Genomic DNA, 20,213 nt, shown 5'->3' on the forward strand with positions numbered 1-20,213 from the left:
ATGGCATTTGGCGATGTGCTACCCGGCGAGCTGGGGGCCTGGGTAATCGCTTTCGTGGTGCTGATCTTTGCCTCCAGCACCATGTTCACCTTCTGGTACTACGGCGCCAAGTGCCTGGGCTATCTCATCGGCGCGGAGCGCCAGCACTGGTACAAGTACTTTTATACCGCGCTGATCGTCGTTGGCGCGGTGGTCTCGCTGGAGGCGGTCTTCGGCATCATCGACAGCGCCTATGCGCTCATGGCAATCCCGACCATGACCGCCACCCTGTTGCTGTCCCCCAGAGTCCTGGCGGCGGCCCGTGACTACTTTCAGCGCCTGAAACGGGATTAGGGAACCTCTGATTAATTCATTCGCACCCGCAGCCAATGAATTAATCAGAGGCTCCTTAGGTCTTGCTCTTGGCCGGCTCGCCCTGGGTCTTTCTGGCCATGGCCACCACCTGTCGGCGACACTGGCGCAGGGCGGCGGCCATTTCCGCACCACTCTGGAAGCGGTCCTCGGGCTTCTTGGCCAGGGCCTTGTTCATGATCTGGCGGACGCAGGGCGGCAGATCCAGGCGCAGATGGGTCACGTCCGGGTGCTCTTCATTGGCGATCTTGTACATCAGGGTGGCCAGGGGCTGACCATCAAAGGGCAATTCGCCGCGCAGCATCTGATAGAAGGTCACACCCAGGGAGAAGAGATCGGAGCGACCATCTACCCGCCGGCCCAATACCTGCTCCGGTGACATATAGGAGGGCGTGCCAAGGATGGTCCCGGTCTTGGTCTTGCTGGCATCGGTGAGGCAGGCCACACCGAAGTCGGTAACCTTGATCCGCCGGGTGCGGCGATCATAGATCATGTTGGCCGGCTTGATGTCGCGATGGACCACGTTATGGCCATGGGCATAGTTCAACGCCTCGGCCACCTGGGTGACGATGTCGAAGACCGTGGGCACGGGCAGCAATTTGCCCGGCCGGGTGTAGCGCTGCAGGCTGGTGCCGTCCAGATAGTCCATGGCGATATAGGCCAGGTCGGCCTCCTCACCCACGTCGTATATGGTGACGATACTGGGGTGATTGAGGCGGCCGGCGGTCTCGGCCTCACGGAAGAAGCGGGCGGTCACCTGTTCCAGTTGTTCTCCCTCGAATTCCTCCGACAGGGCAACGGTCTTGACCGCCACCGTGCGACCGATGCGGGGGTCCTTGCCCAGATAGACCACACCCATGGCGCCACGACCGATCTCCTTGTCGATCTCGTAGCGACCCAGCATGGGCTTTTGCATGCCATCCTCGGTCAGGACCAGGGAACGAACCCCGCCCCGGCCGCTACCCAGGGCCATCTTGCTTTCCAGCACCCCAAGCTTGCGGATCCGCGCATCCGCATCGGCAAAGCCGGGGGACAGCCTGGACAGGTGACGGAGAACACTTTGTGCCTTGGCAAACTGGCGGCGACGCTCGAAATCCAGGCCCAGGTCGTAGAGCTGGTCGAGGACGCGCTGATCTGGCTCACACTGTTTGAGCCGCTCAAAGGCGGCATCAAGCCGGCCCTGGGCCCGCCAGGCCTCGGCCAGTTGGCGATTGAGATCGGACAGGGTCTGCCGGAAATGGTGGTATCGATCGCTGAGGTACTGCTTCGCCCCCAGAGCGAAATGTCCCGACAGCAGGGCAACAACCGGCATGGCCAGGTCCAAACGCAACATGCGGGCCATGGGCAGCACCAACTGCAGATTGACCAGGATCACCGCCAACAGCAGTGTCAGGGCAACCCCAGTGGCCAACCCCACCCGGGGCAGGAGATAACCCAGATAGAGGGCCACCACGAAGAGCACGGCCCACGGCACCACGGCGACCCACACGGGCGCCGAATAGAGATCTCCGTTGATCAGGGCAGTGGCGTGCTGGGCCACGACTTCCATGGGACTGAGCACACCCCCCGTGGGACTGGGCATGGCCTGGGCCCACTGTTCGGACGAGGTGCCGATGATCACGGCGCGACCTTGCAGGCTGGCGGGATCAAAACGTTCCGAGAGGAGCAGATCGAGACTGACACGGGGCAGGGCCCGCTCGCCATCCAGAGAATAGAAATGAGGCTGAAAACGATAGCTGACATCAGTCACCACGCGCCGGCCACCAATCGCCAGGTCGCTGGGATCCTGGGTACGGATGTCAGCTGCCTCAGCACCGAGGATGTGGGCGGCAATATTCACGGACAGGGCGGGCAGAAAATGATCGTCGCTGCGCAACAGCGCGGGAGGTTCCCGGGATGCGAGGCGATCCTCCACCCGGGGCAGAAAACCGACCCCCGTTACCTCGCTGCTCAATCCCGGGTGAGCCGGGACGAGGCGCCCGGAGGGCAGCGCCGGCGTCGCCGCCATGCGACGCAGGATGCGGATATTGATCGGGTCTTCGATATTGGCGCTGACAGCGCTGTCGAGCATGTAGGGGGGAATCCAGTCCCTCGGCAGGGGTCCGCCATCGCTGCCACCAGTGGCGCTGCGATACGGCAGGCCCAACAGAACCGGGCCCAGACCCTCCAGGCGAGCCGCCAGAGTGGCATCAGCCACCGGACCTGCCAGGCCCCAATCCGGGGGCAGCACCAGGGCGGTAACACTGGCACCCGCGCCACGGGACATGCCCACCGCCTCACCCACGGCGGCGGCCAGACTGGTCCAGTCATCGAAGCGCTGCAGGCTACGGTCATCAATATCCACCAGCAGCACGGCCTCGCCGGGAGCCCTTTCCGGGGCCAGTCGCATGCCCCATTCAGCCAATTGCCCGTCCAGGCCGCGCCACAGGCCGGCGAGGCCGGCCAGGGCAACCAGCAGGACAACGGCGAAACCGATGAATCGATCGTTTTTGAAGGCCTTGCTCTGCAAGCTTCCCCCGGTCATCAATGCGGCCGCTGCCCTTCCGGTCAGCCGCCGCGGGACTCTACCCCCCGGACCACAGGCGTCACTATCCCACAAATTGCTGTTGGAACTCACGGGTCTGGACGCTGCCCTTGGTATATTACCTTGAGACGGATAAAGCAAACCCGCTTATCGCCAATCCCGGCCTGGAGGGCTGCCATGGGCGGATCGCCACGACGCATCACCGGCCTGTTTTCGGCTCTCTTGCTCCTGCCCATGCCGGCCCTGACGGAGCGAGGGGTTGCCTACGAGGCGCGGATTGAGAGCCAGACCCTGCGGCCCACGGTGGCCGATGAGGCGCGTCGCTTCAGCCTTCAGAGTGGGGTCATTGAGTTGCGGGAAGGCCTGACCGCCGGCTTATGGGGTGATCTGCGCCTGGGGCTGCCGTCAATGCGCTTTGAAGCCGCGGACACGGTTGAAACCCCGAGGTTGGGCGGCCACTTGCTGGGGTTCGGTCTGGGTGGTCGCCATCCGACCGGCAGCCCCCTGGCTCTGCGCTGGAATCTGGACCATGACTGGATGGCGGTCAGTGGCGGCCTGGGCGAGGGGGATGTCGAAGTGGACATGCGCCAGGGCCGCGCGGAGCTTGGCCTGGACTGGCAAGGCCGGCATCTGGGCATTGGCATTGGCGTTGCCCGCCACTGGCTGAACGGCGAAGAGACCCGCCGGGATGAGGACGGCCGCAGCGACAGGCGGCTTCAGTGGCGGCCGGACAGCCACGCCTATCTCAGCTTGTCACTGGAGATCGATGATGGCGGCTGGGTGGGAGTGCGTCACGATGCCATCGAGGGCGGGGGTGCCACGCGCCTGCTGTTCGGGCGCCGCTTTTGATGGTTTCCGGGATTACAGAGGCGGCAGATGATCTGCCAGCCACTGCTCGATTTCGCCACTGTCCTTGACGCCACGGGTGGTGGCCACCCGGTTGCCGTGCAGATCAAACAACACCAGCGTGACCGCATCCACGTCCTGGTTATCGGCAAAACGCTGGCCCCGAGGATGATTGAGATCGGCAACCAGATACAGCATGGCCTCGGGATGCTGATCCCGGACCCGAGCCAGATTCTCCATCAGGGTAACGCTTTCGACATAATTGTGATCATGGACAAGCACCACGGCCGGCTCACCGGTCCCCACCAGACTGAGATCGGTCTCAAATCCCGAGGGCAACATGCGTAGCAGCAGCCAGGCCAGCAACACAATGACCAACAGCACCAGGGGAACGGTGACAACACGGGGCAGGCGTTTGGCGGCCATGGCATTTCTCCAATCAAGCGTCTCGGCAATGGGGCCCTCCCGGGCTCGGGGCAGAACATTGCCCCAATCCGTGGCAAAGCTCAAGCACGGGGGGGCAAAACCATCCCGGCAAGTCAGCAGGAGAAACAGGGGTGAGTGACAATCCGATAACAAGACCGCCAGTGCATGCCTGGCTGGCCCACTGCCGCCCCGGCATGGAGTCAGCGGCTGCGGCGGAGCTGGACGAAAGGGCGCGGGCGGCCGGGATTGCCTCGGCCTATGCCATCGCCCGGCCGGGAGAGGCCTGGCTTAGACTGGTCTGCGCCGACCCAGCCGAGACAGCGGCCATGAACCGTCATCTACCGCAGGATTATCTGTTCCCGCGGCAGGTGCTGAGGGAATGGCATTGGCTGGAGGGGCTCCCCGGCAAGGACCGCATCAGCCCCATCATCGAAACACTGCCCGGCGGGAGTTGCTTTGGGGGCCTCCAGATCAGCGTCCCGGACAGCAATGCCGGCAAGGGCCTCTCCCGTTTTGTTCGGGCCTTCACTCCCGCCCTGCGGCGGGCGCTGAAGGACAAGGGTATCCGTCTGGATGCCGAGGGTGCCCCCGTGCTGCACCTGTTTTTTCCCGATTCCACTCGCGTTGCGGTGGGCAGCAATCAGGATCCGGCCGAGCCGGCCGGGGGCATTCAGCGTCTGCGGATGCCGTCGGCCGCGCCCAGCCGCTCCACGCTCAAACTGGAAGAGGCCTTGATCCGCTTGATGACGCCAGAGGAGCGGGAGACCCATCTGCAGCCTGGCATGACCGCCGTGGACCTGGGTGCCGCGCCGGGCGGCTGGAGCTGGCAGATGGTGCGCCGCCACATCCATGTCACGGCGGTGGACAATGGCCCCATGGCTAAAAGCCTGCTGGACAGCGGCCTGCTGGATCATGTTCGCGGCGATGGCTTCACCTGGCAGCCCGCCGCTCCTGTCGATTGGCTGCTTTGCGACATGGTCGACAAACCAGCGCGGGTGGCAGCCCGAATGGGCCAGTGGCTGCAGACAGGCTGGGCCCGAAGGGTAGTCTTCAACCTCAAGCTGCCCATGAAACGGCCCTGGCCGGTAGCCCGGGACCTGTTGGCCGAACTGCGCGCTCGGGCGGGAGCAGGCGCCAGCCTGCGGGCCCGCCAGCTATACCATGACCGCGAGGAAATCACTGTCCTGATATTGCCCTAGTCCCCTTGTGCTCTCACATCCCCGTTCTAAGCTATGAGTAAGGGCGGGGCACAGTGCCCTGGCCCAATGACTGACAATGACATGGTCCAGGAGGCGATATGAACAGAACAACAATGCATGGCCTGGCGTGGTGTCTCCTGCTCCTGTTCCTCATGGCCTGCGAGGCCCCGGATGAGAACGGAGCGGTGGATGACGACGCCGTGGCAGAGACCCCTGAGGCCACAACGGACTGTGAGCTGGTGATGGGCTGGGACCCCTGGGAGCCTTACCAATACCGCACCCCGACCGGCGAAGTCGCCGGCCTGGATGTGGAGCTGGTCAGCGCGGCAGCGGAAAAGGCCGGTTGCGAACTGGAGTATCACCAGGCGGATTTCGTATCCCTGCTGGCAGCCCTGCGAGACGGGGAGATCGACTTCATACCGGGTGCCACGCGCACGGCTGCCCGCGAGGAATTCGCCTATTTCAGCATCCCGTACCGGGATGAGACCTTCGCCATCTGGGTACGAGCCGAGGATCTGGACCTGTACCAGGATGAGAGCCTGGAAAGTCTGCTGCAACAACGGCGTCGGGTGGGACTGACGGAAGGCTTTCTCTATGGCGACGAGGCCGAAGCGGTGATCGCCAACCCGGACTACGAGCGCTACCTCACCAGTGCGCGGATTGGGGACATCAACCTCCTGCGCCTACTGGAGCATGACATTGACGCCCTGATCGAAGACCCCTTCGTGGCGGCGTCGGTGCAGCGACGCCTGGGCCTGGAAGACCAGGTGGCCCGACTGGAACAGGAGCTCAGCAGCGGCGAGGTAACACTGATGTTCAGCCGTGAATCCGTGGACCAATCCCTGGTCGAGCGCTTTGACGAGGCCCTGCAGGCACTGATTGAGGGCAATGTGCGGGACGAAATCACCACCCGCTACCAGACCCAGTAGATCCGCCGACCAAAAGAAAACCGCCACCCTTTCGGGTGGCGGTTTTTCATGCAAAACCTCAAGCGGCTTTTACCAGATGTTGGCCCGCTCGTCCTCCGGCAGGTACATCGCATCACCGGGCTGCAGGTCGAAGGCCTCGTAGAAGCCCGGGATGTTGCGCAGCGTGGTATTGACCCGGAATTCCCCCGGTGAATGGGGGCGGGTCTGGAGGTGCTGACGCAGCGCTTCGTCGCGGAACTGGATGCGCCAGATCTGGCCCCAGCCCAGGAAGAAGCGCTGATCGCCGCTAAAGCCCTCGATTACCGGCGCCTCCTCTCCTTCCAGGGACAGCTGATAGGCCCGCCAGGCCACCCGCAGACCGCCATGGTCGGCGATATTCTCGCCCAGGGTGGCCTGGCCGTTGATGTTGACCCCCTCCAGCGGTTCCTCGGCATCGAACTGGTCCACCAGCACCTGGGCGCGGGACTGGAATTCCTCTTCGGAGCCCTCGGACCACCAGTCGCGAAGGTTGCCATCGCCATCCACACGGCGACCGGAGTCGTCAAAGCCGTGGCTGATCTCATGGCCAATGACCGCGCCAATGGCGCCGTAGTTGATGGCGTCATCGGCATCCACATCAAAGAAGGGGGGCTGCAGAATGGCAGCCGGGAAGACAATCTCGGTCATGGAAGGTGAATAATAGGCATTGACCGTCTGCGGGGTCATGAACCATTCGTCCCGGTCCACTTCCTGCCCCAAGCGCTCCAGCATGCGTCCGTATTCAAAGGCGCGGGAACGTTTGATATTGCCCACCAGGTCATCCGGATCGATTTCCAGGCCGTCGTAGTCCCGCCATTTGTCCGGATAGCCAATCTTGGTATTGAAGCTCTCAAGCTTGGCAAGGGCCTCGTCGCGGGTCTCCGGGCTCATCCAGGGCGATTCACGCAAGGTCTCCTCGAAGGCGATCATCAGGTTGTCCACCATCTCGGCCATGCGCTCACTGGCTTCGTCATCGTAATGACGCTCCACATAGAGCTTGCCGAGCTGAAAGCCGATCACCTGGTTGAGCACGTCGATACCACGCTCCCAACGGGGCTTCTGCTCTTCCAGTCCCTGAAGGACGCGCCCCGAGAAATCGAAGCGGGCCTCGACGAAATCGCTGGACAGATAATTGGCGTAGCTGGAAAGAACCCGCCAGCGGAGATAGTCCTGCCAGGTCTCGATATCGGTATCGGCGATTACCGAGGCAGCGGTTGCCAGATAGTCCGGCTGCCGAACCACCACCGACTCCACATCGTCGGCACCAATGTCGGCAATGAAGGCGGCCCAGTCGAAATCCGGCGCCAGTTCTCCGAGTTCGCTCACCGACTTGAGGTTATAGGTGGCCACCGGGTCACGGTTCTCGACCCGGGTCCAATGACCGTCGGCCAGACGGGTTTCGGTGTCCATGATGCGCTCGGCAGCGGCCGCAGGGTCCTCGTGACCGGCAAGCTCAAACATGCGCTCCACATGCTCAAGATAGGCCTCACGAACGTCCTGATTGCCGTCATCAAAGTAGAAATCCCGATCCGGCAGACCAAGCCCGGACTGGCTGAGGTAGGAGATATATTGGTCGGAGTTCTGGGCATCCTGGCGCACAAAGAAGCTGAACGGGCCGGAGACACCGTAAGCTGGCAGCTTGGCCAGCAGCCGGCGCAGCTCATCATGATCCTCGACCGCGTCGATGCGGGCGAACAGGTCTTCCAGCGGTTCCATCCCGAGTGCCTCAAGGGCGTCTTCATCCATGAAGCTCTGATAGAGATCGCGGATCATTTGCTCCGCTGAGCCGGTTTCGAGGTTCTCTCGCTCCGAGACCTCTTCCACCAGCTCACGCAAATGGGCCTCGGCCTGTTCACGCAGCTCGTCAAAACTGCCGTAGCGAGCACGATCGCTCGGGATATCGGTACGCTCCAGCCAACCACCGTTCACGAAGCGGAAGAAATCATCCTGGGGCCGAACATCGTGATCCATGTTGGCCATGTCCACGCCCAGCTCGGCTTCGCCCTTGGCCGGCTCAGGAGTCCGATCCCGGTCCTGGTCATCCTGGCCACAGGCGGCCAACAGGCCGGCGCAGAGCAAGACGCTCATTGTCTTGTGCATCATCTGGTCCTCATATTGTCATGCTTGAATGGATCTCACCCGGCATCACGGCGGGCAAAACGCAGCCATCCGCCGCCTGAGTGCGGTCAAAGCGACCCGAAGAGGGTAGCAGGACGGCCTACGACACCGATATGACTTCGGCACCGTGGATTGGTTTCATCGCGGGTTCAGGGGCGGGCGGGAGGACCAGCTAGTGCAGCCAGTCGTCGATAAACCGCTCGAGGTCGTCGTAGGTGTAATTTTCAAACCAGATATAGCGGAGCCCGATCCGGAAGCGCTCGCCATCATCGTCCCGGCAGGCCACCACCCGACAGCGGGCATCCACATTGGAATAGCGGCCATCCTTCAGAGGCAATTGCATCTGCACCCGCAATTCCTCGCCCCCAAGCTCCCCCCGCAGGACACTGTCAGGCAGGAGCTGCCGGGCGGTTTCATTGTTGCAAAGCAACTGCAGACCGGTCAGGGAAATATCCAGGGCAAGGGCCGGGTGGGCATGATCCCGCCCGTCCAGCACCTTGACCGGGTGCTGGGTGTCGATGCGCCCGAATACCCGGCGATCGTCGCCGCCGTCGGTATCTTCGCTACTGCTGATCTTGCCCATTGCTGCCTCCCATCCCTAATTCGGCCGTGACCCCCCGCCACGAAAACCGCCGCCGGCCGTGCTTCAAATGGCACAGCTCGACAGCCCCTTTTTTTCCAGATACCGCTGATGATACTCCTCCGCGCGGTAAAAGGTCGATGCCGGACTGATCTCGGTCACGATGGGGCGCTGGAAACGCCCGGATGCTTGCAGGGCCTGCTTCGCAGATTCTGCCGCCTGCCGCTGAGCCTCATCGTGATAGAAAATCGCCGATCGATACTGACTGCCTACATCCGGGCCCTGACGATTGAGGCTGGTGGGGTCATGCATCTCCCAGAACACCTCAAGCAGGGCCTGATAAGACACCTTCTCTGAATCATAGACCATCTGGACCACTTCAGCGTGCCCCGTCTCGCCGGAGCAAACGTCTTCGTAGCTGGGATTCTCGAAATCCCCACCCAGATAGCCGACCTGGGTGTCCAGCACCCCGTCAATCTCGCGGAAGCGGGCTTCCACGCCCCAGAAACAGCCGGCACCAAACGTTGCTTTATTCTCGCTCATGGGGAGATTGTCTCCATCCAAGGGCCCCAAAATCAAGGCTGCGGCAGAAAAACCCCGGCCTGGGGAGAGGCCGGATTTGCAGGCCGCGGCACCAATGCGCTTTACTTTCGCCTTTCGACCCGCAAGGGCCCGCAAAATTCCCCAGGGAGAAGTATCCGTGACGCAAGCGTCAGCCCAACCCCGTGCCTGGCTCCATGCCCTCGGCCCCGGTCTGCTGATGGCCGGCGCCGCCGTGGGCGTATCGCATCTGGTGCAGGCAACCCGGGCGGGGGCCGAATACGGCCTGCTGCTCCTGGGCCTGGTCCTTATCACCTGCCTGCTGAAATATCCCTTCCTGGAATTTGGTCCCCGCTATACCGCGGCGACGGGTGAAAGCCTGCTTGCCGCCTATCGCCGCCAGGGCCGCTGGGCTTTGTCCCTCTATGTCCTGATCACTGTGGGTACGATGTTCGTGATTCTGGCCAGCGTGACCCTGGTGACCGCCGGTCTGGCCAGCCGCCTGTTTGCACCCGAACTGGATACTGTGCTGATCTCCGCAATCATCCTGGCGGTATGCGGCCTGGTCCTGCTGCTGGGGCGTTTCCGGGGCCTGGACCTGAGCATGAAACTGATCATGTCCGTGCTGGCTGTCCTGACGCTGGCCGCAGTCAGTCTCGCCCTGCTCAATCCCGGCGAATGGACCGCGGAAACCGCAGCACCGCCGTTGTCCAGCCTCTGGACCGGCGCCGGCATTGCCTTCCTGCTGGCGTTGATGGGATGGATGCCCATCCCTCTGGATGTGGCCGCCTGGCACTCTCTATGGGCCATGGAGCGTAGCCGCAGCACCGGTCAGCGGGTCAGCGTCCGCCACGCCCTGCTGGATTTCAAGATCGGTTATGCCGGCGCCACCCTGCTGGCCGCCTGTTTCCTGGTGCTCGGCGCCCTGGTCATGTTCGGCAGCGGTGAGCGCTTCTCGGACAGTGCCGTGGCCTTCTCCAGCCAGTTCGCCCAACTCTACGGCCAGCTGCTGGGAGACTGGAGTGTGCCGGTGATTCTATTCACGGCTCTGGTGGTAATGTTCAGCACGACCCTGGCGGTCAGCGATGCCTATCCCCGCGTGCTCACCGCCCTGGCGGGTTTTCTGTTGCCGGGCCGGGAGATGAGCCCCGACAGCGGGCCAAGGGTGTATGTTGCCGCTTTTCTGCTGGTCGCCGCCGGCGCCCTGGTGATTATTCGCTACTTTGGTGGCGCCTTCACCACCCTGGTGGATTTCGCCACCACCGTCTCCTTTCTCTCGGCCCCCATTCTCGCCTGGCTCAACCTGCGAGCAGTGACCGGCCCCTGGATGCCGACAGCAGAGCGCCCCGGCCCCGTCCTCCGGGGACTGAGCTGGCTGGGTCTGGCATTCCTGGTGGGTTTTTCGCTGGCCTGGATCGGCTGGCGGCTGAGCGGCTAGCGGCGACTGCGGTCCCGCAGGCGATCCTCATCCAGCAGGCGCATCACACGGGCGAAGGGATTTAGCAGGGAAATGCCGTGCAGACCGAGGCCGAACAGCCAGAACAGCAGCAGCCAGTTGATCCAGGTCTGAGACTCGCCCGCCAGCCACTGGAACAGCAGCAACAGACCGGCGGAGGGCACAAAGATCAGCAGGTGGATCAGAAAATCACGCAGGGCCCGGGCCCGAACTTCCGCCTGCTTGTAGGGATTGTCTTCCACCGCACCCTGTCCTCATATCTCGGGCCACGCTGAGAATCGGTCCCCGGCAGACTGCCGGGGACCCGCACCGGCCGGGCTGATCAGCCGCCGCTCTCAATCAGAGACAGGGCCTCGTCCAAGAGGGCGATGGCCGTGTCGTGATCGCCCTCTTCGTGATGGCGCATGCCCTCGTCCCGCAACGACTCGATTTCCGTCACGGTTTCATCGGAAAGGCCCATCTCCTCCGCCATTTCGAGGGATTCGTTGATCATATCCTCGTAAGCCGGGCAGGTATGAGCCCAGGCCAGTGCCGGCAAAGCCATGAGGACCATGAGGATCAGCATTCGCTTGATCATGGACTACCTCCTTCTTCATCCACGTGGACCCCCTCCACCGGTAACAGCTTCTCACTTCCGCCGTCCGCACTCAAATGCCGACCGAATCACGGCTCGCTTGATGCAGATCAATCTGGTTTCCCTGAACCACGAATAGTATCTTGGGAAAGAGAATTCGAATATGAACCGGACCTCGCTGCTGGGGCAGTGATGGCCCGGGAAACAATGCCGAAGGAGAACCCAGCCATGAAGACCAGTCGCATACTCGCCATCCTCGACCCGTCCCTGGACAAGAACCGGGCGGCACAGCGAGCCCTGGCCATGGCCCGCGACCACGGTGCCAGCCTCACCCTGGCGGTGTTCGAGGACCACCAGACGATTGTGGAATCCGGCTTGATGGGGGATGCCCTGACCCGTCAGGCCATCGATATCTGGGAGCAGGAGACGGCCCAGTGGCTGAACAACCTGGCTGACTCCCTGGGGGAAGATGGCATTGAGATCGAGACCCGTGTGAAGACCGGTCGACCATTGGCGGACAAGGTCCTGGAGACAGTGGCGGAGGGCGACTACGACCTGGTGGTCAAGGACTGCGACGCCGGCTCCCGTCTGTCGCGCGCCTTTTTCACCCCTTTGGACTGGCACCTGTTGCGCCGCTGCCCGGTCCCCCTGATGCTGGTCAAGTCCACCAGCAAGGACAAGCCCGGACGTATCGCCGCTGCGGTGGACCCCTTCCATGAGCGCGGCAAGCCGGCGGAACTGGATGAACGCATTCTGACCACCGCCCAATCCCTGGCCAAGCACTATGAGGCGCGGCTGGATGTCATTCACGCCTGCCAGACCCAGCCCCTGGGGGCCAACTCACCTATTGAAGGTCCTGCGCTGCAATTCGAGAAGGTCCGTGAGGAAATCGCCACTCACCACCGCAATGCCCTGCGGCAACTCACTGACCGCTTCGACGTTGACCCCAGCCACGCCCATTTCATCGATGCCACCGCGCGCCGTGCGATTCCCGATTTCACCCGGGAACAGGGCGTGGATCTGCTGGTGATGGGCACGGTCACCCGTAAGGGCCTGACCCGCCTGATCATGGGCAGTACCGCCGAGGCCATTCTCGGCAACCTGGAATGCGACGTCCTGGCGATCAAGCCGGAGGGCTTTGCCGCCGCGACGAAGTAGGCAGGCCGCCTTCTGCAAGCAAGGGCCGCCGCCACGGCCCTTGCTTTTTTTGTAACGACACCCGCCCTGACCGGGTCTATCCGCCAACGTCCTGGCGGAGAAACCTCGTGACCCCGGTTCAACAGATAGATCCAATTGACTGCAATCACTCGAGAGTACAGAAGCTGCTTGCCCGGCTCGCCCGTGGCGATGACTGCAGGACCCGCGTGGTCAAGCTGAACTGCCCCGAAGGCCTCCCCCTGTTCATCAAGGCCATGCCCATCTGTCGCCTGCGCGACCGAATCAAGCACCGGCTCCGACCACCCCATCATGCTCGGGAGATGGCCCAGAGGCTGCAGGCAGCCGGACTCGACTCGGCGAGTACCGAGTCCTGTGGCATTCTGCGGGCAAGATCTCAGCCACGCCCCCTCGCCTATGTGGTCACCCGTGATGTGGGCGGCGTACGACTGGACCAATGGCTGAAGCAGGTGGGCACGGAAATGCCGCGTTTGAGGTTATTGCTGCATTCCATGGGAAGGGTCTTCGGGCGCCTGCACAAGGCCGGGATTCATCACCAGGACCCGCGCTGCCACAATTTTTTTGTTCACTTCAACCACTATGACCAGACAGAGCCACGGCTCTCGCTGATTGACCTCGAGGGGCTTTATCCCCTGCCGATCATCCCCCGGGCAATGCTGGGCAATCGATTACGGAGTTTCTGGCAGGACATGGACTTCCGCCTGGGGAGTCCCAATTGGCTGCAAATGCCGTCAGCCAGGCGGGCCCTGATTGACGGCCTCGCTGGCCAGGTCCCGGACCTGGGGGCCTGGGCGCAAGAGCAGCCCAGCCTATTCACCCCAAGCCCGAGGCAGAACTAGCGATCCTTGCCAAACACCTTGGGCGCGGCCAATCTTTCACCCACCGTGGCCAGGACCTGATGACAGGAGGCCTCCACCTTGAAACGGAGGAGGTCATCGGCGCGGGTGCGGCCCTGATTGACGGCGACCACGGGCAGGCCTGCCAGGGCCGCTTCCCGGGCGAATCGGAAGCCGGACCATACGGCCAGCGATGAGCCGACTATCAGCAGGGCATCACAATCACCGAGCAAGGCACGAACCCGCTCCACCCGCTGTGCAGGGACGTTCTCGCCGAAGAAGACCACATCCGGCTTGAGAATGCCGCTGCACTCGGGGCAATCAATAAAGTTGAACCCCCGGTGCGCGGCCTCATCCAGTTCCGCATCACCATCCGGGTTGATGCCCTCAACCCGGGCCTGCCAGCCTGGATTACAGGCATTCAGCTCAGATTGCAGTGCATCCCGACCCAGTTTCAGACCGCAGTGCTGGCAGAGGACGCGAGACAGGGTCCCGTGCAGCTCCACCACGTCCGAGGAACCCGCACGCTGATGCAGGCCATCCACGTTCTGGGTCACCAGGCCGCCCAGCAGTCCGGCCGATTGCAGCTCGGCCAGGGCCCGGTGGGCGGGGTTAGGGCGGGCGGCCTGCATGCGCGGCCAGCCCAGATAACTCCTGGCCCAATAGCGACGACGGGTGGACTCGCTGGACATGAAGGCCTGGTACTGGATGGGTTGCCGCCGGGTCCAGCGGCCATGGGCGTCGCGATAGGCGGGAATGCCGGAATCCGTGCTGCACCCGGCCCCACTCAGCACCAGAGTGCGGGGGTGAGCTTCCAGAAAGCGGACCAGGGTCATCACATCGCCCCTATCCACTCTGGCCGCTGGCCAGGATCGAAACTCGGGGATGCGCGGGTTGATGACACTGGCCATGAAGTTTCAGTCCTCGGTCAGGCTGACATAGGCCCGGTAACGATCACGAATATGGCGGACGTAGTGGTAGGGTTCGCGCCCCCGAACATAACCATGCCGGGCCTGCTGGTGATAGCGAGGCTCGGATAACAGCAGCATGGCCTCCTCCACGTTACCGAACCAGCGATCCGGATCCCAGCCCTTGCTGGCCGCCAACCGGCGGGCATCACGAACGTGGCCGATGCCGGCATTATAGGCCGCCAGGCTGAACCAGGTGCGTTCGTCCACGGGCAGGCGATCCGGGAAGCGATCACGCAACCAGTCCATATAGCGGGTACCGGCGTGAACGCTTACCTCGGGATCATCCAGGGGCGACATGCCCAGTTCCCGCCCGGTTCGCGGCATGACCTGCATCAAACCCCTGGCACCGACCCAGGATACCGCCTCGGGATCAAAACGGGATTCCTGATACATCTGGGACAGAATCAGGCGCCAGTCAAAGTCATAGCGCTCAGCGTATTCCCGGACCAGCTCATCCCAGGGCGACAGTTCACCCCCATCCATGGGCCCGATCCGCCCGGCTCGGTGAGCCCGAATCCGGCTGTCATCCTCGAAATAGCGACGATAGAAAATGTTGTAGTGCAAGCCCCGATACTCGGCATCCCAGAAACCATTGATCGCCGCCAACAGCCGGGGGGTGTCCTCGCGAACCGCCCAGCCATGGGCCACTGGCTCGCCCAGTGCCAATACCCCATGAACATCATCACGGGTCGTCATCTTGGATTGCAGGATGTGACTGTCGGCAACGGTCAGGTCGAATTCTCCGGTCGCCACCCGGGCAATGATTTCCTCGGTCTCCATATTGGCCGGGACAGTGGCCAATTCCAGTTCGATACCCTCCTCGACAAGGGCCTGAGCCGTCCCCCAATAGCTGCTGGCGCGGCGCAAATGAAGGGTACGTCCGGCCAGGTCCTCGGGCGAATCCAGAGGTGCCTCGCCCTTGCGAGCGACGACCGTTTCGGTGGCGTAATGGTAGGGGCGGGAAAAACGGATGCCTCTGGCCTCACGCTCATCCGTGCGGGTCAGGAAGGCGGCGATCATGTCGCCACGACCTTCCTTCAACATGGGAATCATGTCCTCGTGATCACGGGCCACGACCATCTGCAGGCGAACACCAAGGGCATCGGCAAAGCGTTTTGCCAATTCGTATTCAAAACCGACCAATTCTCCCCGATAGAGGTAGTAGCTGGCCGCATTGTTGCGCGTGATCACCCTGAGCACGCGACGCTCACGGATGCCCGCCAGATCATCCCGGTGGGCCTCGATCTCCGACCGGGTCAGGCGTTCACGGGTGAGGAAGCGGTTGAGGCTGCGCTCGAGCTCCGGATTGTCCGGACGCACCGCCCAGGCCAGCGGCCGCGAGTCGCCCAGGGGGAACTGGCGGCGCAGCTCCGTCCGATAGTTTTCAACAACGTCCAGCACGTTGCTGTCCTGGATGGCGAAATCAAACGCCCCCTCTGCCAGTTCATCCAATACATCGTCACTGCTGTGGGTGGCAGGCAGGGGGATCAACTCAATACCTTCACGGTCCGCAAGACGTGATTGGGCCACTTCCCAGAAAGCCGTGTCCCGCATCACCCCCACTCGATGCCCGAACAGGGCCTCCACCGAATCCGCTTGCGGGCCATCGGCCCGACCCACCACCAACTCCCGTGTCTGGTCCAGACCGACCGTGAAATTCACCTGATCACGGCGATCAGCGGTGGCAGTCATGTTGGCGGCGATCAGATCACCGCGGCCGTCCAGGAGTGCAGGGATCAAATCACCATAATCATCCAGGGGCACAATCACGGGCTCCAGGCCGCGAGACCGGGCGTAGCGCTCGGCCATCTGGCGTTCCAGATCAAAGGGATATCCGTCCCTGGGGAGATAATCCTCGGCTCGTCGATGGACCAGGATGCGCAATTGGCCGCGACTCTCCAGGGCAGGGAGATCGCCGGTCTCCACATAGCCACCGCCATTGCCTGTGGGCGTGGGCGCCTCGTCCGAGCGCTCGCAGCCAACCACAAGCAAGCCCATGGCGAATACGACTAACCCTCTCAACATGCCATCCCCTCCCTGTGTCTCTCCCTTGTATAGTGGCAGCTAAATATTTTCTGGCAAGGATGATCAGCATGGCCCAGCCCAGGACCCTCACTTCCCCCTCGCCGGCGATGGCGGGTGCCCTGCTGGTAGCCGGTGCCGCCTGCCTCTGGGGAACGGCAGGCGTCGCCTCACGCTGGATCTATGAGTCGGAAACCGCCACCGCCCTTGAGATCGGTTTCTGGCGCATGGGCCTGGCGGCCCCACTGCTCCTGGCGCTGGCAGCGATCATCGCTCCCCGCAGGCCAGTCGAGGGACTGCGTCCCCTGGGCCTGACTCTGCTGATGGGTCTCTGCCTGGCCGGCTTCCAGGCCGGCTATTTTTCCGCCATCGCGGCGACCGGCGTGGCCATGGCAACGCTGCTGGCGATCTGTACCATTCCCATTCTCACCGCCCTGATGGCCTGGCCAGTCTACGGCGAGGCACCGTCCGCGCGAGTGGGCATGGCCCTGCTGGCGGCAGTGATCGGCATGATCCTGGTCGTGAGTGGCAGTGGCGGCCCTGAGCTGCCGGGTGCGGCAGGGCTGCGTCTTGGCCTGCCCATGGCATTGGCAGCGAGTTTCTGCTTCGCGGTACTGACCCTGGCGGGTCGTGGGCTGCCGGCAGAGCAGGACCCACTGTGGACCACTGCCCTGAGCCTGACCGTGGCGGCCGTGGCATTGGCCGTGGTGGTCATGCCGGGGAACTGGGCCTTGCCGCCCAACCAAGGACCCACGTGGCCGGCACTGGCCTGGATTGCCCTGATGCCCACCGCAGTGGCCTACGTCCTGTTCTATGCGGGCCTTCGGCTGGTCAGCTCCGGGACGGCGGGCCTGCTGATTCTGGCAGAGCCGCTGACGGCCAACATTCTGGCCTGGCTGCTCCACGGCGAACGGCTGGGGGGCTGGGGGTGGCTGGGCGCAGCGCTGCTGCTGGCTGCCATGGGGCTGGCGGTCAGTCGCGAGAGACAGGGACGCACCTAGTCCCTTAACGGCTCACTGCGGGGTTCGGACAGGGCGCCAGTGGACCAGACGGGCCGGGCACCGATAAGGTAGACAAGCAACCCGCTCAGCCCAAGACCACCGAAGACCAGATAGGCCTGGGCAATACCTTCCAGCCGGGGTAGAAAGATCAGGGCGACCACACTCAAGGCCACGCCCGACAGCATCAGCGCCAATCCTCGCGCAAACAGCAAATTGGCATCACGATCCCTGTGAAGAGCGCCATCATTAAGCCCTTCTGACATGTTTGCTCCCGTGTATCATGCCGAAACACAGTGCACCTTCCCCCCCCAGGAAAGCGGTTGCGCCTCCAGGCACCGATCGGGGGAGTTTGCGTTAATGTAACCATAAAGGCAAGTCACTGATTTTATTGGTGACGGGATGACGAGAATCGAGGAGAAAGTCAGTGGATTTCCCCATCGACAGCGTGGAATGGCTTCTGGCCTGCCTGGTTGTGGTGGTAGGCGCCACGGTGCAAGGCAGTATCGGCTTTGGGGTGGCCTTGCTGGGTGCACCGCTGCTGTTCCTGGTCAATCCCCTGCTGGTGCCGGCGCCCGTGATCATTATCGGCATGATCCTGCCGGCACTGATTCTGCTTCGGGACTGGCGGGCGGTGGCAGTGGCAGACGTAGCCTGGACACTTCCCGGCAAGGCGCTGGGAGCGGCGGTGGCAGGGATGATTCTGGGGATTGTCTCTGACCAGCTGTTGGGCCTGCTGTTCGGTGTTCTGGTGCTGTTGGGGGTTGCCCTCAGCCTGGGACGCCCGTGGCCATCGCCCGGTCCGATCCTGCGCTTCAGCGCGGGGGGTGCCGCCGGCTTCATGGCCACGACCACGGCCATCGGCGGCCCACCACTCGCCCTGGCCTTTCAGCAATTCAGTGGCCCCCGTTTGCGGGGCACCCTGTCCGCCTGCTTTCTGCCAGGGGGCATATTCTCCCTGCTTGCCCTGGCCTGGGCCGGACGCTTCGGGGTAGAGGAGATCATTCTGGGCATCAGCCTCTTGCCCGCCGCCCTCATGGGCTTCTGGCTATCTGACCGCGCTGCTCAGTGGCTGGATGGCGGCTGGCTCCGCCCCGCTCTGCTGGCGGTCTCCGCCCTGGCGGCGGTGATGGCCATTGTGCGTGCCCTGCACGCTGACGGCGGCCCATGAGCTCTCAGCCACTTCCCCTGACTGCGCCTCGTAACAGGCGGCGCTCATCCAGGCCGGCAAGCCAGTCGCTGAGCATGGCCGATGCCCGCCGCTGCATCCACGGACTGCAGCGCTGGGTCTGCTCACGCAGACGCTCCACGGATTGCAGGGGATGGGCATCCAGCTGGCTGACATGGGCGACCAACCATTGGTTCATCGCGGTGCAATCCACTTCCGGATGGAACTGCAGCCCCATGACCGCATCGCCCCAGGAGAAAGCCTGAACGTCGCAATCGTCCGTCCAGGCCAGACGCCGGGCGCCCTCGGGCAGGGCCATGGCATCCCGGTGCCAGTGGAGCACCGGCACCTGGTCAAGAAAGCGCAACGGTCCCGCACGACCTTCCTGTGACAGTTGCACCGGCCACCATCCCAGCTCCTCGGCAGCCCCCTCATGGATGCTGGCGCCCAAAGTCCGAGCCAGAAGCTGTGCCCCCAGGCATATGCCCAGTAAGGGCCGACCGCTGGCCAGGCGCTGCTCGATCAGGCGCAGCTCGTCGATCAGAAAGGGGTATCGCCTATCATCCAGGGCACTGGGTGGGCCGCCCAGGACCACCATCAGGTCATCCTCGCCAGCATCCACTGCGGTCAGATCATCGTTGGGCGCATCCAGGTATCGGATGTCATATCCCATGCCGGCAAAAACCAACTCAAGCCCGCCCAGCCCCTTGAAATTGAGCTGGCGTATGGCGAGCACCGTTCGGCTCACTGCATAATCGATCATGCTGACATCCTCGTCATTTTCGGGTAGTACCGCTAGAAGCCACGCCCTTCCACCCTCATGAAGCGCTCCTCATCGAAGCTGCTGTCCCTGCCGAGGGCTTTGTTCCGGTGAGGAAAACGTCCGAAACGATCGATCACCTCCTGATGCTTGCGGGCAAATTCCAGGTAGTACCGATACGATTCCCGATCCGGCTCTGGTACAGATTCCAGCAAGGACTGGAAAAGCTGCACACAGCGGCGTTGCAGCCCGGCATCCTCGGCGTGCTCCAACGGAAGATAGAAGAACACGCGCTGCAAGGGCGCCAATGCCTGGTCTGAACCTCGGTCGAGGCCATTGAGACACAACAATTGCGCTCTCTGGTCGCCTGCGAAGGCCTTTGCCTGATCACGATAAAGGTGGCGGGTGAATTGGTCGAGGAGAAGAATCAGGGCCAGGCGACCGAGGGGGGTATGGGCCCAGGGCTCCAGGCCACCCTCCAATGCCTGATCGGTCAAGCGACCAAAACGTTCACGGATGTATTTATCCGTCGCCGGGTCAGCCTGCCACCACAAGGCATTCCTGGATGGATCTGCTTGCAGGGGCATTTGCCGCCACTCCGGGCCGAACCAGAATGACAATATCTCTGCGGCCTTTTCCGGCACGTCCTGACCCAGCGCCTGCCCCATTTGCGTGACCCCCTCCCCGGCTCCGGCGATTGCGGAATGAGTGCACAACTGCC

21 protein-coding genes are annotated in these 20,213 nt (G+C 63.1%); 9 read left to right on the top strand and 12 right to left on the bottom strand.

Annotation, left to right across the window (positions count from 1 at the left end; translation table 11 throughout):
- On the top strand, positions 1 to 333 hold a 333-nt coding region (locus ACJWXQ_RS07575; protein ID WP_406672516.1), incomplete at its 5' end, for an alanine:cation symporter family protein.
- 55 nt (positions 334 to 388) lie between these two features.
- On the opposite strand, the gene ACJWXQ_RS07580 is transcribed toward ACJWXQ_RS07575, so the two are convergent.
- Positions 389 to 2,860, bottom strand: a complete 2,472-nt coding sequence (locus ACJWXQ_RS07580; protein WP_346050785.1) for a serine/threonine-protein kinase — start codon at positions 2,858 to 2,860, stop codon at positions 389 to 391.
- A gap of 192 nt (positions 2,861 to 3,052) precedes the next feature.
- Here ACJWXQ_RS07580 and ACJWXQ_RS07585 point away from each other — a divergent pair, with 192 nt between their 5' ends.
- On the top strand, positions 3,053 to 3,724 hold the full coding sequence (locus ACJWXQ_RS07585) for a hypothetical protein (protein WP_346050784.1): 672 nt from the start codon (positions 3,053 to 3,055) through the stop codon (positions 3,722 to 3,724).
- A 12-nt stretch (positions 3,725 to 3,736) separates the two neighbouring features.
- Here ACJWXQ_RS07585 and ACJWXQ_RS07590 read toward each other — a convergent pair whose 3' ends face one another.
- Positions 3,737 to 4,147, bottom strand: coding sequence for a hypothetical protein (locus tag ACJWXQ_RS07590; RefSeq protein WP_406672517.1), 411 nt, complete (start codon positions 4,145 to 4,147; stop codon positions 3,737 to 3,739).
- A 131-nt stretch (positions 4,148 to 4,278) separates the two neighbouring features.
- Between ACJWXQ_RS07590 and rlmM the strand changes: the two genes are divergently transcribed.
- On the top strand, positions 4,279 to 5,346 hold the full coding sequence (gene rlmM / locus ACJWXQ_RS07595) for a 23S rRNA (cytidine(2498)-2'-O)-methyltransferase RlmM (RefSeq protein ID WP_346050782.1): 1,068 nt from the start codon (positions 4,279 to 4,281) through the stop codon (positions 5,344 to 5,346).
- Positions 5,347 to 5,444: 98 nt separating this feature from the next.
- On the top strand, positions 5,445 to 6,275 hold the full coding sequence (locus tag ACJWXQ_RS07600) for a transporter substrate-binding domain-containing protein (protein WP_346050781.1): 831 nt from the start codon (positions 5,445 to 5,447) through the stop codon (positions 6,273 to 6,275).
- Positions 6,276 to 6,344: 69 nt separating this feature from the next.
- Here the strand turns inward: ACJWXQ_RS07600 and ACJWXQ_RS07605 are convergent, their stop codons facing one another.
- From ACJWXQ_RS07605 to msrA, 3 genes are all read right to left on the bottom strand, one after another.
- Positions 6,345 to 8,396: a M13 family metallopeptidase gene (locus ACJWXQ_RS07605; RefSeq protein WP_346050780.1), complete on the bottom strand. Its 2,052-nt coding sequence runs from the start codon at positions 8,394 to 8,396 to the stop codon at positions 6,345 to 6,347.
- Positions 8,397 to 8,583: 187 nt separating this feature from the next.
- Entirely contained in the window at positions 8,584 to 8,994 is a 411-nt protein-coding gene (locus ACJWXQ_RS07610) for a PilZ domain-containing protein (RefSeq protein WP_346050779.1), read from the bottom strand.
- A gap of 63 nt (positions 8,995 to 9,057) precedes the next feature.
- Positions 9,058 to 9,534, bottom strand: a complete 477-nt coding sequence (gene msrA, locus ACJWXQ_RS07615; protein ID WP_346050778.1) for a peptide-methionine (S)-S-oxide reductase MsrA — start codon at positions 9,532 to 9,534, stop codon at positions 9,058 to 9,060.
- Between the two features lie 217 nt (positions 9,535 to 9,751).
- Between msrA and ACJWXQ_RS07620 the strand changes: the two genes are divergently transcribed.
- Positions 9,752 to 10,969, top strand: a complete 1,218-nt coding sequence (locus ACJWXQ_RS07620; protein WP_346050797.1) for a divalent metal cation transporter — start codon at positions 9,752 to 9,754, stop codon at positions 10,967 to 10,969.
- Here ACJWXQ_RS07620 and ACJWXQ_RS07625 read toward each other — a convergent pair.
- Both ACJWXQ_RS07625 and ACJWXQ_RS07630 read right to left on the bottom strand, forming a co-directional pair.
- Positions 10,966 to 11,229: a 2TM domain-containing protein gene (locus tag ACJWXQ_RS07625; protein ID WP_346050777.1), complete on the bottom strand. Its 264-nt coding sequence runs from the start codon at positions 11,227 to 11,229 to the stop codon at positions 10,966 to 10,968. The two genes, ACJWXQ_RS07620 and ACJWXQ_RS07625, sit on opposite strands and share 4 nt — an antisense overlap.
- 80 nt (positions 11,230 to 11,309) lie before the next feature.
- Positions 11,310 to 11,564, bottom strand: coding sequence for a hypothetical protein (locus ACJWXQ_RS07630; RefSeq protein ID WP_346050776.1), 255 nt, complete (start codon positions 11,562 to 11,564; stop codon positions 11,310 to 11,312).
- A gap of 225 nt (positions 11,565 to 11,789) precedes the next feature.
- Here ACJWXQ_RS07630 and ACJWXQ_RS07635 point away from each other — a divergent pair, with 225 nt between their 5' ends.
- Together ACJWXQ_RS07635 and ACJWXQ_RS07640 are read left to right on the top strand one after the other, a co-directional pair.
- Positions 11,790 to 12,719: a universal stress protein gene (locus ACJWXQ_RS07635; protein WP_346050775.1), complete on the top strand. Its 930-nt coding sequence runs from the start codon at positions 11,790 to 11,792 to the stop codon at positions 12,717 to 12,719.
- A 206-nt stretch (positions 12,720 to 12,925) separates the two neighbouring features.
- On the top strand, positions 12,926 to 13,576 hold the full coding sequence (locus ACJWXQ_RS07640) for a lipopolysaccharide kinase InaA family protein (RefSeq protein ID WP_406672518.1): 651 nt from the start codon (positions 12,926 to 12,928) through the stop codon (positions 13,574 to 13,576).
- Here ACJWXQ_RS07640 and ACJWXQ_RS07645 read toward each other — a convergent pair.
- Both ACJWXQ_RS07645 and ACJWXQ_RS07650 read right to left on the bottom strand, forming a co-directional pair.
- Entirely contained in the window at positions 13,573 to 14,484 is a 912-nt protein-coding gene (locus tag ACJWXQ_RS07645; protein WP_346050773.1) for an NAD-dependent protein deacetylase, read from the bottom strand. The genes ACJWXQ_RS07640 and ACJWXQ_RS07645 overlap by 4 nt on opposite strands.
- 6 nt (positions 14,485 to 14,490) lie before the next feature.
- Entirely contained in the window at positions 14,491 to 16,569 is a 2,079-nt protein-coding gene (locus tag ACJWXQ_RS07650; RefSeq protein WP_346050772.1) for a transporter substrate-binding domain-containing protein, read from the bottom strand.
- Positions 16,570 to 16,637: 68 nt separating this feature from the next.
- On the opposite strand from ACJWXQ_RS07650, the gene ACJWXQ_RS07655 reads away from it, so the two are divergent.
- Positions 16,638 to 17,567, top strand: coding sequence for an EamA family transporter (locus ACJWXQ_RS07655; RefSeq protein WP_346050771.1), 930 nt, complete (start codon positions 16,638 to 16,640; stop codon positions 17,565 to 17,567).
- Here the strand turns inward: ACJWXQ_RS07655 and ACJWXQ_RS07660 are convergent.
- Positions 17,564 to 17,830 (bottom strand): hypothetical protein, encoded by a 267-nt coding sequence (locus tag ACJWXQ_RS07660; RefSeq protein ID WP_346050770.1) that lies wholly within the window; start codon positions 17,828 to 17,830, stop codon positions 17,564 to 17,566. The two genes, ACJWXQ_RS07655 and ACJWXQ_RS07660, sit on opposite strands and share 4 nt — an antisense overlap.
- Before the next feature lie 161 nt (positions 17,831 to 17,991).
- Here ACJWXQ_RS07660 and ACJWXQ_RS07665 point away from each other — a divergent pair, with 161 nt between their 5' ends.
- Complete coding sequence (locus ACJWXQ_RS07665; protein ID WP_346050769.1) at positions 17,992 to 18,735, top strand: sulfite exporter TauE/SafE family protein; 744 nt, start codon at positions 17,992 to 17,994, stop codon at positions 18,733 to 18,735.
- Between the two features lie 4 nt (positions 18,736 to 18,739).
- On the opposite strand, the gene ACJWXQ_RS07670 is transcribed toward ACJWXQ_RS07665, so the two are convergent.
- Entirely contained in the window at positions 18,740 to 19,495 is a 756-nt protein-coding gene (locus ACJWXQ_RS07670) for a glutamine amidotransferase (RefSeq protein ID WP_346050768.1), read from the bottom strand.
- Positions 19,496 to 19,527: 32 nt separating this feature from the next.
- A complete protein-coding gene (locus tag ACJWXQ_RS07675) occupies positions 19,528 to 20,160 on the bottom strand; it encodes a DUF924 family protein (protein WP_346050767.1) in 633 nt (210 codons plus the stop codon).
- Positions 20,161 to 20,213 lie beyond the last annotated feature (53 nt).

The sequence above is a fragment of the Natronospira sp. genome, from assembly GCF_007134575.1.
Lineage (GTDB): Bacteria > Pseudomonadota > Gammaproteobacteria > Natronospirales > Natronospiraceae > Natronospira > Natronospira elongata.

Excerpts from the sequence above, each read along its gene's own strand:
- ACJWXQ_RS07645 (WP_346050773.1), bottom strand. The coding sequence starts at position 14,484 with ATGGCCAGTGTCATCAACCCGCGCATCCCCGAGTTTCGATCCTGGCCA.
- ACJWXQ_RS07660 (WP_346050770.1), bottom strand. The coding sequence starts at position 17,830 with ATGTCAGAAGGGCTTAATGATGGCGCTCTTCACAGGGATCGTGATGCC.
- ACJWXQ_RS07675 (WP_346050767.1), bottom strand. The coding sequence starts at position 20,160 with ATGGGGCAGGCGCTGGGTCAGGACGTGCCGGAAAAGGCCGCAGAGATA.
- ACJWXQ_RS07635 (WP_346050775.1), top strand. The coding sequence starts at position 11,790 with ATGAAGACCAGTCGCATACTCGCCATCCTCGACCCGTCCCTGGACAAG.
- ACJWXQ_RS07620 (WP_346050797.1), top strand. The coding sequence starts at position 9,752 with ATGGCCGGCGCCGCCGTGGGCGTATCGCATCTGGTGCAGGCAACCCGG.
- ACJWXQ_RS07630 (WP_346050776.1), bottom strand. The coding sequence starts at position 11,564 with ATGATCAAGCGAATGCTGATCCTCATGGTCCTCATGGCTTTGCCGGCA.
- ACJWXQ_RS07650 (WP_346050772.1), bottom strand. The coding sequence starts at position 16,569 with ATGTTGAGAGGGTTAGTCGTATTCGCCATGGGCTTGCTTGTGGTTGGC.
- ACJWXQ_RS07585 (WP_346050784.1), top strand. The coding sequence starts at position 3,053 with ATGGGCGGATCGCCACGACGCATCACCGGCCTGTTTTCGGCTCTCTTG.
- ACJWXQ_RS07600 (WP_346050781.1), top strand. The coding sequence starts at position 5,445 with ATGAACAGAACAACAATGCATGGCCTGGCGTGGTGTCTCCTGCTCCTG.
- ACJWXQ_RS07590 (WP_406672517.1), bottom strand. The coding sequence starts at position 4,147 with ATGGCCGCCAAACGCCTGCCCCGTGTTGTCACCGTTCCCCTGGTGCTG.
- ACJWXQ_RS07655 (WP_346050771.1), top strand. The coding sequence starts at position 16,638 with ATGGCCCAGCCCAGGACCCTCACTTCCCCCTCGCCGGCGATGGCGGGT.
- ACJWXQ_RS07670 (WP_346050768.1), bottom strand. The coding sequence starts at position 19,495 with ATGATCGATTATGCAGTGAGCCGAACGGTGCTCGCCATACGCCAGCTC.
- msrA (WP_346050778.1), bottom strand. The coding sequence starts at position 9,534 with ATGAGCGAGAATAAAGCAACGTTTGGTGCCGGCTGTTTCTGGGGCGTG.
- ACJWXQ_RS07605 (WP_346050780.1), bottom strand. The coding sequence starts at position 8,396 with ATGATGCACAAGACAATGAGCGTCTTGCTCTGCGCCGGCCTGTTGGCC.
- ACJWXQ_RS07610 (WP_346050779.1), bottom strand. The coding sequence starts at position 8,994 with ATGGGCAAGATCAGCAGTAGCGAAGATACCGACGGCGGCGACGATCGC.